Here is a 14,786-nt window from a genome sequence, read left to right as displayed (position 1 = left end):
GGGGGAGTCAATGAGAGATAATCGAATCTATTACGGGATTGACCTGGACGATTCTTATACCATGTTTTCCTACCTGGATTCCATGCACAAGGAGCCGCAGACCATGAGTCCGGTCCTTGGGAGCGGTCTCTATCAGATCCCAACCTGCATTGGCCGTCGCAGGGGGGAGGAGAGCTGGCTCTATGGCGAGGATGCCGTCAGGGCGGCCAGGCTTTTGGAGGCTGACCTGGCAGACCAGCTGTTTTCCAGAGCGCTTGCCGAAGAAGATGTCTATCTGGAGGGCAAACCCTACCATCCCTTCGACCTTCTTCTGTATTTTCTCAACCACCTTATGGCACTGGCACCCCAGCTCGCTGGGCAAATGGTCCTGGGACAGATGGTCTTTGTCCTGGACCGCGTGGACGCAAAGAGGGTCAGATTGATTGGCAGGCTGGCGGACGCCATGCATTATTCCAGAGAATTGATCCGGGTGATTGATCGAAAGGAGAGCTTTTACTATTTTGTCTTTCACCAGCAGGCCCAGATTTTTGTGGGTGATGTCGCGCTCTTTTCCTATCAGGAGAATGTCATGCGATTCTGGCGTCTGCACCGGGATCAGAAGACCCAGCCCCAGATGGTGACCATTGAGGAGAAGAATCTGTCCGTCGATACGGAGAATCTGGATCTCTGCTTCGATCAGATCATCGATCAAAATTTTAAGGGGGATCGTATTTCTTCGGTATACCTGATCGGGAGCGGCTTTGAGGGAGACTGGATGAAGCTCTCTTTAAACCGACTCTGCAGAGGACGCAGGGTCTTTATCGGGAAAAATCTGTACACCAAGGGGGCGTGCTATTGCGGCCGCGTTCGGATGTCTGATGAAGCCTGGCCCTTTGCCTATCTCTCTTCCAATGATCTGAAGGTTAACGTCGGCCTGCAGGTCTTAAACCATGGAAAGAAGGAATTTCGTACCCTGCTTGCGGCAGGGGAGAATCGGTATGAGGCAAAGGGGACCTGTGAGATTATCCTGGACAAACAGGCGGAGCTTGAGCTGTGGATCCGGGAACCCCGGCAAAAAAAGGCATATTTGCATGTGATTGAGCTGTCTGATTTGCCCAGGCGTCCGCCAAGAACCAGCCGACTTCGCGTTCAGGCCAAATCAAGGGGAGATGAGGAAATTGAAGTGAAGGTTTTTGACCTTGGCTTTGGAGACTTCTATCCCTCCAGCGGACAGGTCTGGACCTATCAGATCGCTTTGTACAAGGAGGGAGGGGAAAGATGAGTGAATGTATTCTGTGTTCTTCTCCTCTGGCGGATTCGCCCTATCAGACCCAGGAGGGGATTCGCGTCTTCAGCCCTGAGGAACTGAGTTTCTATCTGGCTACGCACATACAGACACTGGATGAGACCTTTATGAGTCTGGAGCTCTGTCAGTGGATCGACACACAGGCGGGAATGCACGAGCTGGCGCAGAGACTGCGCAGGCTGATCCGCGACAAGGCTGCCCTGCACATTTTTGTGGGAACCCTGCTTCTTGACATAGGATATCTGTCAAGACAGGAGGTCCAGGAGATCAGCGGAACAATCGCTGCCCTGTCCGGCAAAGGGATGGGGGAGCGGCGAAAAATGGCCTGTGACCGCATGGCCGCCCTGGGGCGATATCAGGAGGCGATTCTTATGTACCGAAGCCTGCTGTCAGAGATTTCAGAAGCTACGACCAATCCGAGAATTATCGGGGATCTCTATCACAATATGGGAACAGCTTACAGCAGACTCTTCTTTTACAAGGAAGCGGGAGAATGCTTCGAGAAGGCCTTTCAGAGAAATGCCCGACAGGCCTCTTTGCGCGCCATGTTTTCCAGCTATTATCTGCGGGGAGACTTAGCTATGGTGGAGATCCAGAGCCAACGCTACCATGTCGCGGAGGAGACCCTGGAGAGCATCGCGTCTGGAATTCGTGACCTGGCCAAGAGCACAGACCTGATCAGCTACGGGGTGGAATTAAACCGCATGAAGGAAGCCGGACAAGTTGAGGTGTCCCGGGAGCTCTATCGTCTGGAAGACAAGTACGCAAAGGGAGCGATCTAGAGACCTTGTCACAGCTGATCTGTAGGACTTGTTACAGGCAGATCTATAGGACTTGTCACAGGCGGATTGACAAGACAGATCGGGCTTACTAGACTAATATGCTGTATTGCAATTGCAGGCAGTCGGCCCTGTGATTGCGTTGCGGATCGGAGATGAAAAATGAGTAAGATCAGAACGAGATTCGCCCCCAGTCCCACGGGGCGTATGCATGTTGGAAATTTGAGAACGGCGCTATATGCCTATCTTGTGGCCAAGCACGCGGGCGGAGACTTTATTCTCCGCATTGAGGACACCGACCAGGAGCGCTACGTGGATGGGGCGGTAGATATCATCTATCGGACCTTAGCCAAAACAGGCCTGATTCATGACGAGGGCCCCGATAAGGACGGCGGAGTCGGCCCTTATGTCCAGTCCGAACGTCAGGCGCAGGGCATCTACTTAAAGTATGCCAAAAAACTGATCGATCGGGGAGAGGCCTATTATTGTTTCTGCACGCCGGAGCGCCTGGCCAATCTCAAGGTCAAGGTTGGAGATAAAGAGATCGCCATTTATGATAAACACTGTCTGCGTCTGACTCCGGAAGAGATACAGGCCAAGCTGGATGCCGGCATTCCCTATGTCATTCGCCAGAATAATCCGAGAGAGGGACAGACTTCCTTTGATGACGAGATCTACGGCCATATCTCTGTGGATAATGCGGAATTGGACGATATGATCCTGATCAAGTCGGACGGGTATCCGACCTACAATTTCGCCAATGTGGTCGATGACCATCTGATGGGGATTACCCATGTGGTCAGAGGCAATGAGTATTTGTCCTCCGCTCCCAAGTATAACCGCCTTTATGAGGCCTTTGGCTGGGAGGTTCCCACCTATATTCACTGCCCTCTGATTACCAATACGGATCACCAGAAGCTGTCTAAGAGAAGCGGCCATTCCTCCTATGAAGATCTGATAGCGCAGGGGTTCCTCTCAGATGCCATTGTCAATTATGTGGCTCTTCTGGGATGGAGTCCGGAGGAGAATCGAGAGATTTTCTCCTTAAAGGAGCTGGTTTTGGCCTTTGACTATCACCGTCTGTCCAAGTCTCCCGCGGTTTTTGATATTGAAAAGCTCAAGTGGATGAATGGAGAGTATATCAAGGCCCTGCCCTTTGATACATTTTATGAGATGGCTCTGCCCTACCTGCGGGAATATATCAGGGGAGAGTATGATCTGCGGGCAATTGCGTCTATGGTTCAGTCCCGCATCGAGATCTTCCCGGATATCAGGGAACATGTGGATTTCTTTGACGCCGTTCCGGACTATGACGCGGATATGTACCAGCACAAGAAGATGAAGACCACGCCGGAGAACTCCCGCAGGACTCTGGAGGAGATCCTCCCTCTTTTAGAGGCCCAGGAGGATTACAGTAATGAGGGACTTTTTGAGGCCTGTAAGGCATTTGCCAAAGAGCACGGATACAAGAACGGTTATGTTTTCTGGCCTCTTCGAACGGCGGTCTCAGGCAAGCAGATGACTCCCGGAGGAGCGACGGAGCTCATGGCGGTCCTTGGAAAGGAAGAGACGATCGCCCGTATCCGGGCGGCCATTGAGAAGCTGAGCTGAGTCTGACATTCATCACGCTTTTGCAGAGGAGATAAAGAGAGTTCAACAGCAATGAGCAAGTGAGCTCAGAGGGAAACATGCAAGCGCGTTCGATAGCGGTGGGCAATGGGATGCACTGGTGACAATAGGCAATGAAATGCGGGCTCTTGCAAGTCGATACATAAGATGTTATAAATAGGTTTAGTCCTTCCCAAAGGGCTAAGCCTTTTTTATTAATTCGTATTTCTGATGGCTTTCGCTTATCTTTTTCAGATATTTCTGCTTTCTATCTTTCTTTTTCGTTTTTTGATGCTTTGTATTTTCCTGTTTCTCTCTTTCGTTTTTGATGCTTTGTATTTTCCTGTTTCTCTCTTTCGTTTTTGATGCTTTGTATTTTTCTGTTTCTCTTTTTCATTTTTTAATGCTTTGCATTCTTCTGTTTCCCTTTCCGTTTTTCGATGCTTTCTGTTTTTTCCTTTTCGTTTCTACGTGCTCTTTCTTTCTCAGATTTGCAGCTTTGTTTTGCAGCTTTTTAGAAGCCATTTTTAACTCATTTGAATATGTTCTTCGTGTGTGCTTGAGACCTTTTTTGTCTTGGACATTAGTTCTTTTCAGAAGTGGCAAGTGCTGAGCCACCCCTTTTGGTACTCTTTTTTCACCCTCGCGCACATTCTGTATCCGGTCTATGGAGGTGATTTTCTTGCTCGATATAAAACAGGAGGAGGCGGTTTCCTTTTTTGAGGGAGTCTGCCTGACGATCGCCGGACCGGGTTCCGGAAAAACCAGTGTTATCATCCGCCGGGTCGCGAGACTGATTGAGGAGAGGAAGATTCCGGCGGAGCAGATCCTTGTGATCACGTTCACCAGGGAGGCTGCCATGGAAATGCAAAATCGCTTCCTGTCAGTGCTGGGAACGGAGGGAATCCCTGTTGTCTTCGGGACCTTTCACTCTGTGTTCTTTCGTATCCTTAGGGAGGAGCGGGGTTATTCAGCTGACAGTCTGTTGAGTGAGGAGAAGCGCTTTCTTCTGGCAATGGAGGCTCTTAATCAAATGGGGATCCGGGCGGACCGGCGGAAGACAGAGACTTTTTTAAAAAGACTGGATGGTCTGTCGCAAAGAGAGACGGATCCGATCACTGGCACGCAAGACCTGGAGAGGAGTGCGAATGAGACAGAAAAGGAATCTGATCTGACGGAGCAATTCGCCCGAATTTATTGGTCGATGAAAAGGCGGGACAAGGTTCTAGACTTTGGGGACATGCTATCTGAGGCCAGGATACTCCTGGAGGAGAATCCGGCGATTCGCGACAGGTGGTCCCATCGCTTTCGGATGATTCTTGTCGATGAGGCCCAGGATATGGATGCTCTGCAGTTTTCTCTGGTACAGATTCTTGCGGAGGGATGGGGAAACCTCTTTCTGGTGGGCGATGATGACCAGTCAATCTATGGCTTTCGCGGCGCAAGGCCCGGACTTCTTTTGGACATCCGATCGACCTATCCGAATGCGGTCATTTTGCATTTGCAGACCAATTATCGTTCGACCCGGTCTATTGTCAAGGCGGCAAAGCGGCTGATTGGTCACAACAAGATGCGCTATGCCAAGAGCATTCGGCCAGACCGAAAGGAGATGGGAAGGATTGTGGTAAGGCGTCTTAGAAATCCAAGGGAGGAGGCGGAGCAGATTGGAGGCCTTCTGCGAAAGCGCAGGGGAGAGACCGCGGTTTTGTTTCGGACCAGGGCCCAGTCCACTGAGCTGATACGGGTTCTGCGGCAGGAGGGGATTCCCTTTTATATGCGTAGAAAGGAGCGCAAAGTCGCCGGGCACTGGTTGACACAGGATATCATTTCCTACTGCAGCCTTGCGCTGGGACACAGGAGGAGGGAGGATCTTCTTCGGATTTTAAACAGACCCTGTCGTCAGCTGCCAAGATCCTGTATTGAAGAAGAGACCTTTGAGTGGGGGGAACTGGGGAGGCGATTGAAAGAGCATCCCGGGCAGGCAAAGCAATTTCTGGAACTGGAGAGGGATATGGCTTTTCTTGCATCCTCTTCCCCATATGCCGCCCTGACATATCTTCTTGGGAAGGTCGGATACCGGGCATTTTTAGAGGAATCCTACAGGGGTAAGAGGAGCGAATGGGATGAGATTGAAATGCTGCTTGGGATTCTTATGGGCCTGGCCAGGGGGATCCGGGGCAGGGGCAAAGAGGCCCTTAAAAGTTATATAAAAATACTCGAAGAAGAACGTCTGCTGCCTGAAGCAGGAGGGGCAGATCAGTATGACCAGAGGAGAAGAGGGATGGGGGAAAATGAGATTTTGGCGCAGAGCAATAACCGGGCGCCGCCGGTGGGACTTTTTACCTTCCACGGATCCAAGGGGCTTGAGTTTGACCAGGTTCACATCATGGATGTCAACGAGGGGATTACGCCCTCTTCACGAGCCAGAGGAAGGGAGGCCCTGGAGGAGGAGCGGCGGATGTTTTATGTCGCGCTCACCAGGGCAAAGAGAGAGGTATATCTCTACTCCTGTCTTGAAATGGGCAATCAAAAGCTCGCTCCTTCCCGTTTTCTGGCAGAGATACAGGAAAAAGATCAGGATGAGGGATAGTCCCGGTCTGCTAACTGTGTGAAGTAGCGATTGACTCGATCGTACTCCTCATCCGTCTGAATGTTATCGATGGAAGGATTGCCATCTGCGTCTTCCAGGTATCGGTAGATGTAGACCATGCTGTCGTCGATGGGGTCTCCGTGCTCGTCGACAGGCATGAGAACAATGTAGTCCTGGCTGTTAAGCGTAAAAATAGTTAGAATTTCACAGTCCAGATCCTGATCTTCTAACTCTATGGTCACCATGACATCATCGTCCTCATCTTCCGGACAGGGAGTGTTTATATTCTCATCAGACATGGTCTTCTCCTTCATGACTCCTGTGAATTTGTTTCAGCTTCACAGCACCTGTTGATTCACTTCAGCTTCACTGTTCTTGCAGGTTTGTTTTAGTAGATTGTCTCCGATTATAGGGGAAGGAAACCGGTATTTCAATGTCTCAGGGCGGCCAGTATTGGCGGCGCCGCATGACTGACAGCCATGACAGCAAGCATAAAATGCAATGACAAATGACATAAGATAGGATTTCTCGTATAATTCCCTCGAAGGATTTCAATGAGGAGGATAGAATGTGGAATTGGCTGGGACATCTTCGGACCATTCACCATCACAAAATGCTGGTCATGCAGGGGTGTTTTGCGCTTGGACTCTACCGGCAGGGGTTACTCCACGATTTATCCAAATACTCCCCCACGGAATTTATGGTCGGAGCCAAATATTACACCGGATCTCACAGTCCCAATGACGGGGAGCGCAGGGATCGGGGATATTCTCTGTCCTGGCTCCATCACAAGGGAAGGAATAAGCATCACTTTGAGTACTGGATCGACTATGCTGTCGACGAGCATTCCGGCCCGGGTATGGTCGGAATGAAGATGCCTGTCAATTACGTGGTGGAGTCTTTTGTCGATCGGGTGGCAGCCTCGAAAAACTATCAGAGAGACCGGTATCAGGATGATTCCGCCTGGAACTACTACCTGCGGGGAAGAGATCATCTGATCATTCATCCGCAGACCCAGGCCCTCCTGGAGTTTATGCTTTTCTTTTTAGCCAGGCGGGGAGAGGCCAAAAGCTATTCCTATATTCGCCGGGTGATTCTGGCAAACCGCAGGGATTTTGACGCCTATCCGAGCCTGCCCAACTACGACCCAAAAGAGGGGAAGCTCCTTGAAATGACAGAGGAGATGCTGCCGGATTGATCTGTGATTCGTGAAATTTAGATATTTGTTGAGGGACAGCCGTCTGGGCAAAGGAAACCTGTCAGCTGTGGAAGTTATCCAGCAAATGCCGCATATCAGCCGGCAGCCTGCTCTCAAAGCACATCTGCCGGCCACTGACAGGATGGGGAAAGCGCAGTTTCGCGGAGTGCAGAGGCTGACGGGAGATATCCTGATAGACCGGATGATAGAGGTAGTCGGCGGGGAGGGGATGGCCGAGATAATTCATATGAACCCGGATTTGGTGCGTGCGTCCTGTCCCAAGCCATACCCGCAGCAGAGAATATTTTGCTCCCTCCTGTACGATTTCAAAGTCTGTCAGGGCAGTCTGGCCATCGCTGGCGTTTACTCTTCGCTCTAAGACAGAACCCTCTCTGCGCGAGATGGGAGCCCAAATTCGCCCGCCGATCATCTGTCCGTCGGCGTCATATCGCATCTTAACAAAGTCCCTCTTTGCCAGAGAGGAATCTGCAGAGAAAGACCCCTCTACAATACAGAGATATTCTCTGTGGATCTGTCTTTTGTCAATCATCTGTTTGACGCGCGCCGCCGCCAAACTGTTTTTGGAGACAGCGACCAGACCGGATGTATCCATATCAAGCCGGTTTGCGATGCGAAAGACAAAGGGGATTCCCTGTTTTTGGTAATAATATAAAACGGCATTGGCCAGGGTGTCCTTCTGATGGTTCATCGAGGGATGAGATGGCATGCCGGCCGGCTTGTCGATCAAAAGGATGTCCTCGTCCTCGTATATGATATTCAGCGGCAGATTTACCGGAGCGAAGGGAGAGGATTTCCTGTCCTCCAGGATGATCTGAATCCTGGAGCCGGCGGGGAGGGGCTGCCAGAGGACCGGTTTCTTCCCGTTGACCCGATAGTCCTGCTCGCCGGACCGAAGGGCAGCGACAATGGACCGGGGAAAACGCATTTTTCCCCGCAGCCAGTCGTAAATGCTGTCATAGTCAAGTTCATTTTCGTAAGTCAGTATTCGTCTCATCCCGCTTATCCTAACAGATATTCGCCACGATTTCATGGCATGACCTTTCGCTGATCCGTACTGATCTGACATAAGATCAGAGATTTTTTCGCTCTGCCCTAAGGGGCAGGTCTGACTCCGGCTAGGAGCGCTTATGTACAGTCAAGTAAATACTGCAATTATACGGGGGATTGATTCTCAGCTGGTGCTGGTGGAAGCAGACGTCTCTGACGGAATGCCCCTCTTTGAAATGGTGGGTTTTCTCTCCGCGGAAGTCAAAGAAGCCAGGGAGCGGGTCAGAACATCCCTGCGCAATATCGGCTTTCAGCTGCCCATCAAGAGGATCACGGTCAATATTTCGCCAGCCTCCATTCGCAAATCCGGGACCGGTTTTGATTTGCCGGTCGCGATTGCTATTTTGGCGGCGATCGGAGTAATCGGTCAGGAGCGGCTGGCGGATATCATTACTGTGGGAGAACTGGGGCTTGACGGGAAGATCAATCCGGTCAGCGGGGTTCTGCCGATTATGATGGAGGCCAAGAGAGCCGGTCTGACCTCTGCTGTCATCCCCAGGGCCAATCTGCGTGAGGCAGCCCTGATCGACGGTCTGCGCTTGCTTTCGGTCGATCACCTGGAGGATGTCATCCGGTATCTGGGCGGGAAGTGTGAGCTGAGGCGGGAGAGAGAAAAAACAGAGGAATTTACTTCCCGCGCAAGGAAGAGCAATCATCCTGCCGAGGCTGAAATCTATGATTTTAAGAATATCCGCGGACAGAAGAGCCTTCGCAGGGCATGTGAAATCGCGGTCAGCGGCGGACATAATCTGCTCATGATCGGGCCGCCGGGGGCAGGCAAGACAATGGTGGCCAGGTCCATCCCCGGCATTTTACCGCCCATGACCAGGGAAGAGGAGCTGGAACTCTCTAAGATTTACTCCGTCTGCGGGCTTCTGACAGACGGGGGACAATTGATGAAACGAAGACCCTTTCGCGCGCCGCATCACACGATTTCTCCGGCAGGCTTAATCGGAGGAGGACTGATCCCCAAGCCCGGAGAGATCTCTTTAGCCAATGGAGGAGTCCTCTTTTTGGATGAGCTGCCGGAATTCGACCGGGCGACGATTGAGACCCTGCGGCAGCCAATGGAGGAGGGGCGCGTGCGTATCGTACGGCAGCAGGCGGATGTGGAATACCCGGCGGACTTTATGCTGGTTGCCGCTATGAATCCTTGTCCCTGTGGTTATTTTCCCGACAAGAAGAGATGCCATTGCAGGCCTTCGCAGGTGAGAGACTATCTTGGGAAAATCTCTCAGCCCCTCTTAGATCGCATTGATCTCTGCGCAAATGCTTCTCCGGTCTCCTTTGACGACTTGATCAGGGAGGAGGAGGCAGAGAGTTCGGCAAGTATTTTAGACAGAGTCCTTCAAACCCGACAGATACAAAAGAAGCGTTTTGCGGGCAGCGGGATTGTCTGCAATAGTCAGATTCCTGCCTCTGAACTCAAAAAATACTGCACTTTGGGAACAGAAGAGGAGAATTATCTTCGGCTCTGCTATGAAAGGCTGGGATTGACGGCAAGAGGATACGGGCGTCTGCTTCGCGTCGCGAGGACGATTGCGGACATGGCCGCGAGCGAAAGAATTCATAGGGAACACCTGCAGGAGGCCAGAATCTATCATGGTCTGGATCGAAACTATTGGAAGAATGTCTGAGGCGGCGAATTTACGCGGGAATTCATGTCGATGAATCCGTGCAGGGATTTATGCCGGCGAGTCGATACAGGGATTTGTGAGGAGAAAGCAAGTGTTGGAATACAGGGAAAATGCGGAAGCTGAAGGACCATACCGCTACTGGATGACCTGCCTGAGCGGGGCTGGACTGGGGAATCGGTCCAAGAGGCAGCTCCTGGATTGTTATAAGAGTCCCTCAGCTGTTTACCGGGCCAGTAAAGAGGAACTGGACAAGCTGGGATTCCTTCGGCAGAGGGAAGTGGATGCCCTCATATTCCAGAGGGGGTCCTGGGATTTGAGGGAGGAGTACGAGCGGTTTTTAGAAGCGGATATGGGGCTGGTCACACTGGATATGGAGGGGTATCCGGCAAATCTGCGGATGCTTCACGACGCCCCGTTCGGTCTCTTCTTCCGGGGAAGAATCTCCTCCGGGGTGAGCAGCGGATCCTCCAGGCTGGCCGCGGTCGTAGGCTCCAGAACGCCGTCTGCGTACGGAAAGAGGGTGGCAGAAGACCTGTCTGCCATACTGACTGATTATCACTATCAGATTGTCTCCGGCATGGCCAGGGGCATTGACGGAATTGCCCAGACATCCTGTCTGGACACGGGTGGTCAGACAATCGCGGTTTTGGGCTGCGGAGCTGATATTGTTTATCCCAAAGAGAACTGGATCCTCTATGACCGCATTGTTGAGACGGGATGCCTCTTCAGCAAGTACCCGCCGCAGACGGCCCCCTTGTCCCGGCATTTTCCGGCCCGAAACCGGATTATATCCGGGCTGGCGTCTGTGGTCCTTGTCATCGAGGCGAGGAGAAGAAGCGGATCTCTGATCACCGCGGATTTTGCTCTGGAGCAGGGAAAAGACGTCTATACTCTTCCGGGGCGAATTACCGATCCCATGTCTGCCGGCTGCAACGAACTTTTGCACCAGGGCGCGGCCCAGCCCATCACAGACTATGATCAGCTGATCGACGACCTGGAACTGATTGCAGGAATGGGACATTTTCAGCCCAGAGAAGATCTTCGCAGACTTCCGCCTCTTACGAGGGAGCAGGAGAAGCTCTACCAGTGCCTTGACTTCTATCCGATGGATCTGGACCAGCTGGTGAAAAGGAGCGAACTGGACTATCTGCAGGCAGTACGGGTTTTAACGGAGCTGTGTGATCTGGGAATCGCTGTCGATTCTTCGCACAACCAGTTCCTGAAATTGCGTTGAGGGTATTTTCGCGAACACATGATGATGTCGTGATAAGAGAACAGGATGACTCAGCAATGAGAACATCAAATAACTTTGCAATGCGAACCCACGATAACCTCGCAATGACAACATGGGAAGGATCTCGTGCTGAGAACACCGGCTTGAAAATACAAATTTGCTGTTGTATGATTGCCGCATTGCAGCCGCTTTTGGATCCTGTTGTTAGTTTTATTATAGAAGGAATACTCTGGTCATGGCAAAGAATCTGGTTATTGTGGAGTCCCCCACCAAGGTCAAGACAATCAAGAAGTTTTTGGGAAAAAATTACGAGGTGATGGCATCACAGGGACATGTCAGAGATCTGCCCAAGTCTTCTCTGGGAATCGATGTCGATCATGATTTTGACCCAAAATATATTACGATTCGGGGAAAGGGACAATTGCTGGCAAGCCTGCGCAAGGAAGCCAGGAAGGCTGATAAAATCTATCTGGCGACAGACCCTGACCGGGAGGGGGAAGCCATTTCCTGGCACCTGCTTGCGGCGCTCAATGTGGATCCGGCCAAGCCTGTTCAGAGAATTACCTTCAATGAGATTACCAAGAACGCGGTCAAGGAGGCGATCAAGCACCCGCGTGAGATAGATATGAATCTGGTCGACGCGCAGCAGGCCCGCCGTGTTCTGGATCGTATGGTCGGATACCGCATCAGTCCCCTGCTCTGGGCTAAGGTTAAGCGGGGGCTGTCAGCCGGTCGCGTTCAGTCGGCGGCTCTTCGGATTATCTGTGATCGCGAGGAGGAGATCGAGGCCTTCATTCCCAGGGAATATTACACGCTGGATCTCTTCCTCAAGGTCAGGGGACTGACCAAGCCCCTTGAGGCCCATTACTATGGTGACAGCAAGGGCAAGAGAGAAATCAAATCAAAGGATCAGATGCAAGAGATCACCTCTTCTCTAAAGGGAGCGGATTTTGTCATTGACTCTGTCACAAGAAGCAAGCGAGAGAGAAAGAGTCCCCTGCCCTTTACGACATCCACTCTGCAGCAGGAGGCATCCAAGTCACTGAATTTCGCTATTCAGAAGACCATGCGTATTGCCCAGCAGCTCTATGAAGGTGTCGACATCAAGGGGAGCGGCACGGTTGGTCTGATCACATATCTGCGCACAGACTCCACCCGCGTGGCGGATGAGGCCCAGGCTGCGGCCGCTTCTTTTATCCAAAGCAGCTATGGGCAGGAGTACTGCAAGCGCTATCAGGCAGGCAAAAAGTCGGAGTCGGTCCAGGATGCTCACGAGGCGATTCGTCCCGCAGACCTGACCAGGATGCCGAGTCAGATCAAGGACTCTCTTTCCAGAGATCAATTTCGTCTCTATCAGTTGATCTGGAAGCGCTTTATGGCCTCTCAGATGGCGAATGCCATTTATGAGATGACCAGTGTAAAGATCGCCGCGAAAGACGCGATCTTTTCAGCGTCAGCCAGTCGTCTGGTCTTTGACGGGTATACCCTCATCTATCTGAGCGAGGATGATAAGGACCAGGCGGACAAGCAGAATCTGAGCAAGATCGACCAGGACAGCAGGCTGGAATTTCAGAGCTTTGAGGAGAAACAGCATTTTACACAGCCGCCGGCCCACTTCACAGAGGCTTCTTTGGTGCACACGCTGGAGGAGCTTGGTATCGGCCGCCCATCGACCTATTCACCGATTGTCTCAACTCTGCTCAAGCGCCGCTATATTACCAAGGAGGGGCGCAGCATCTATGTGACGGAGCTTGGACAGGTTGTGAATGACATTATGAAGGAGTCATTCCCAAGCATTGTTGATCAGAATTTCACGGCAAATATGGAGGGACTTTTAGACGGGGTAGAAGAGGGGAAGGTCGCCTGGAAGTCTCTGGTCAGAAATTTCTATCCGGACCTGGACGCCTCTGTCAAGAAGGCCGAGAAGGAGCTGGAGAAGGTAGAGATCAAGGAGGAAATCACCGACGTTATCTGCGAGAACTGCGGGCGGCATATGGTAGTTAAATACGGACCGCACGGTAAATTCCTGGCCTGTCCCGGATTTCCCGAGTGCAAAAATACCAGGCCCTGTCTGGAGAAGATCGGAGTTTCCTGTCCTCTCTGCGGCAGGGATGTCGTGCTGAAGCGGACACGCAAGGGAAGGGTTTACTATGGCTGCGAGAATAATCCGGACTGCGAATTCATGTCCTGGAATCGTCCGGTCAAGGAGGCCTGTCCCCGCTGCGGCAAATACATGGTGATCAAGGGCAATAAGATCGTCTGCTCAGATCCCGCCTGTGGTTTTTCCAAGCCCAAAGATGAAGAAGGATCATAAGGAACTGAAAGAATTTCGAAGGTCTCAGGTTACCTTTCGAATATTCTTTGGATAACCCCAAAAACATTCAAAGAAAAAACGACCTTTTGGTTGAATTGTCAAAAAATGATGTTAAAATATTGTCAAGAAACAAGTAGGGTCGTTCAGCAAAAAAGGAGGGTATATCATGAGTGTAGAATTGCTGGATAAAACCAGGAAAATCGGCAGATTGCTCCACAATAACTCATCATCCAAGGTGACTTTTAATGATATTTGCCTTGTCCTGACAGATATCCTGGAATCTACCGCGCTTGTTATCAGCCGAAAGGGAAAGATTCTTGGAGTGCGCTTTGGATCCGGAGGGGAAGAACTGACGAATGACTTGAGTAAGGAGATCGGTACCTTTATTGAGCCGATCCTGAATGAGCGTCTCCTGGGAATCCTCTCTACCAAAGAGAATGTGAATCTGGAGACCCTTGGAATTACCGGAGACACGATTCCAGACTGTACTGCGATTGTCACGCCGATTGATATCGCGGGAGAGCGCCTTGGAACCATGGTGGTTTATCGCTACCACAAGAGCTACGGAATCGATGACATTATCCTGTCAGAGTATGCCGGAAGCGTTGTTGGCCTCGAAATGATGCGGGCTGTCACGGAGGAGAACGCGGCAGAGGCGCGCAAGGAGCAAGTGGTCAAATCCGCCATCAATACCCTGTCCTTCTCTGAATTAGAGGCAATCATTCATATTTTCAACGAACTGGAAGGGGACGAGGGGATCTTAGTTGCGTCCCGAATTGCGGACCGGGTTGGGATCACAAGATCAGTGATCGTCAACGCGCTTCGCAAGTTCGAGTCTGCGGGAGTCATTGAGTCAAGATCCTCCGGCATGAAGGGGACCTATATCAAGGTTGTCAATGACTATGTCTTTGAGGCACTGGATAAAATCAAGGAACAGAATGACAAGATCACGATTCGCTGATTGCAGAGGAGTCGGGACGGATTGTTTGTAAGCTAAGAGGCTGAGACAGGATCACAGATCTGTAAACGGTGTGAAATCAACAGGATTTGCAGGCCTGTGATTGCTGTGAGCC

General features: G+C 51.4%; 12 protein-coding genes. 9 read left to right on the top strand and 3 right to left on the bottom strand.

Annotation, left to right across the window (positions count from 1 at the left end; translation table 11 throughout):
- Positions 1–10: 10 nt before the first annotated feature.
- From GCWU000342_RS05505 to gltX, 3 genes are all read left to right on the top strand, one after another.
- Positions 11–1,261, top strand: a complete 1,251-nt coding sequence (locus GCWU000342_RS05505) for a DUF5716 family protein (RefSeq protein ID WP_006906321.1) — start codon at positions 11–13, stop codon at positions 1,259–1,261.
- Entirely contained in the window at positions 1,258–2,067 is an 810-nt protein-coding gene (locus tag GCWU000342_RS05500; RefSeq protein WP_006906320.1) for a DUF2225 domain-containing protein, read from the top strand. Before GCWU000342_RS05505 ends, GCWU000342_RS05500 begins: the two co-directional genes overlap by 4 nt.
- 159 nt (positions 2,068–2,226) lie before the next feature.
- A complete protein-coding gene (gltX, locus tag GCWU000342_RS05495) occupies positions 2,227–3,675 on the top strand; it encodes a glutamate--tRNA ligase (protein ID WP_006906319.1) in 1,449 nt (482 codons plus the stop codon).
- 390 nt (positions 3,676–4,065) lie between these two features.
- Here gltX and GCWU000342_RS05490 read toward each other — a convergent pair whose 3' ends face one another.
- Positions 4,066–4,323, bottom strand: a complete 258-nt coding sequence (locus GCWU000342_RS05490) for a hypothetical protein (RefSeq protein WP_006906317.1) — start codon at positions 4,321–4,323, stop codon at positions 4,066–4,068.
- A gap of 31 nt (positions 4,324–4,354) precedes the next feature.
- Here GCWU000342_RS05490 and GCWU000342_RS05485 point away from each other — a divergent pair, with 31 nt between their 5' ends.
- Complete coding sequence (locus tag GCWU000342_RS05485) at positions 4,355–6,262, top strand: ATP-dependent helicase (RefSeq protein WP_045000357.1); 1,908 nt, start codon at positions 4,355–4,357, stop codon at positions 6,260–6,262.
- Here GCWU000342_RS05485 and GCWU000342_RS05480 read toward each other — a convergent pair.
- Positions 6,247–6,561: a DUF1292 domain-containing protein gene (locus tag GCWU000342_RS05480; RefSeq protein ID WP_045000744.1), complete on the bottom strand. Its 315-nt coding sequence runs from the start codon at positions 6,559–6,561 to the stop codon at positions 6,247–6,249. The genes GCWU000342_RS05485 and GCWU000342_RS05480 overlap by 16 nt on opposite strands.
- Before the next feature lie 269 nt (positions 6,562–6,830).
- On the opposite strand from GCWU000342_RS05480, the gene GCWU000342_RS05475 reads away from it, so the two are divergent.
- The gene (locus tag GCWU000342_RS05475; protein ID WP_006906313.1) at positions 6,831–7,460 is read left to right on the top strand and encodes a DUF5662 family protein; all 630 of its coding nucleotides are present in this window, start codon (positions 6,831–6,833) and stop codon (positions 7,458–7,460) included.
- 61 nt (positions 7,461–7,521) lie between these two features.
- On the opposite strand, the gene GCWU000342_RS05470 is transcribed toward GCWU000342_RS05475, so the two are convergent.
- On the bottom strand, positions 7,522–8,475 hold the full coding sequence (locus GCWU000342_RS05470) for an RluA family pseudouridine synthase (RefSeq protein WP_045000356.1): 954 nt from the start codon (positions 8,473–8,475) through the stop codon (positions 7,522–7,524).
- A 133-nt stretch (positions 8,476–8,608) separates the two neighbouring features.
- Here GCWU000342_RS05470 and GCWU000342_RS05465 point away from each other — a divergent pair, with 133 nt between their 5' ends.
- The 4 genes from GCWU000342_RS05465 to codY all read left to right on the top strand — a co-directional run bounded on the left by GCWU000342_RS05465 (position 8,609) and on the right by codY (position 14,674).
- A complete protein-coding gene (locus GCWU000342_RS05465) occupies positions 8,609–10,165 on the top strand; it encodes a YifB family Mg chelatase-like AAA ATPase (RefSeq protein ID WP_006906311.1) in 1,557 nt (518 codons plus the stop codon).
- A 94-nt stretch (positions 10,166–10,259) separates the two neighbouring features.
- Positions 10,260–11,399, top strand: a complete 1,140-nt coding sequence (gene dprA, locus GCWU000342_RS05460) for a DNA-processing protein DprA (protein ID WP_156784487.1) — start codon at positions 10,260–10,262, stop codon at positions 11,397–11,399.
- A gap of 235 nt (positions 11,400–11,634) precedes the next feature.
- On the top strand, positions 11,635–13,713 hold the full coding sequence (gene topA / locus GCWU000342_RS05455; RefSeq protein WP_006906309.1) for a type I DNA topoisomerase: 2,079 nt from the start codon (positions 11,635–11,637) through the stop codon (positions 13,711–13,713).
- A gap of 166 nt (positions 13,714–13,879) precedes the next feature.
- Positions 13,880–14,674 carry a GTP-sensing pleiotropic transcriptional regulator CodY gene (gene codY / locus GCWU000342_RS05450; RefSeq protein ID WP_006906308.1) on the top strand — a complete coding sequence of 265 codons (795 nt, stop codon included), beginning with the start codon at positions 13,880–13,882 and terminating at the stop codon, positions 14,672–14,674.
- Positions 14,675–14,786 lie beyond the last annotated feature (112 nt).

This window comes from Shuttleworthella satelles DSM 14600 (assembly GCF_000160115.1).
Lineage (GTDB): Bacteria > Bacillota > Clostridia > Lachnospirales > Lachnospiraceae > Shuttleworthia > Shuttleworthia satelles.
Note: the sequence above shows the minus strand (reverse complement) of the source record. Positions and strands in the feature narration are given on the sequence as shown.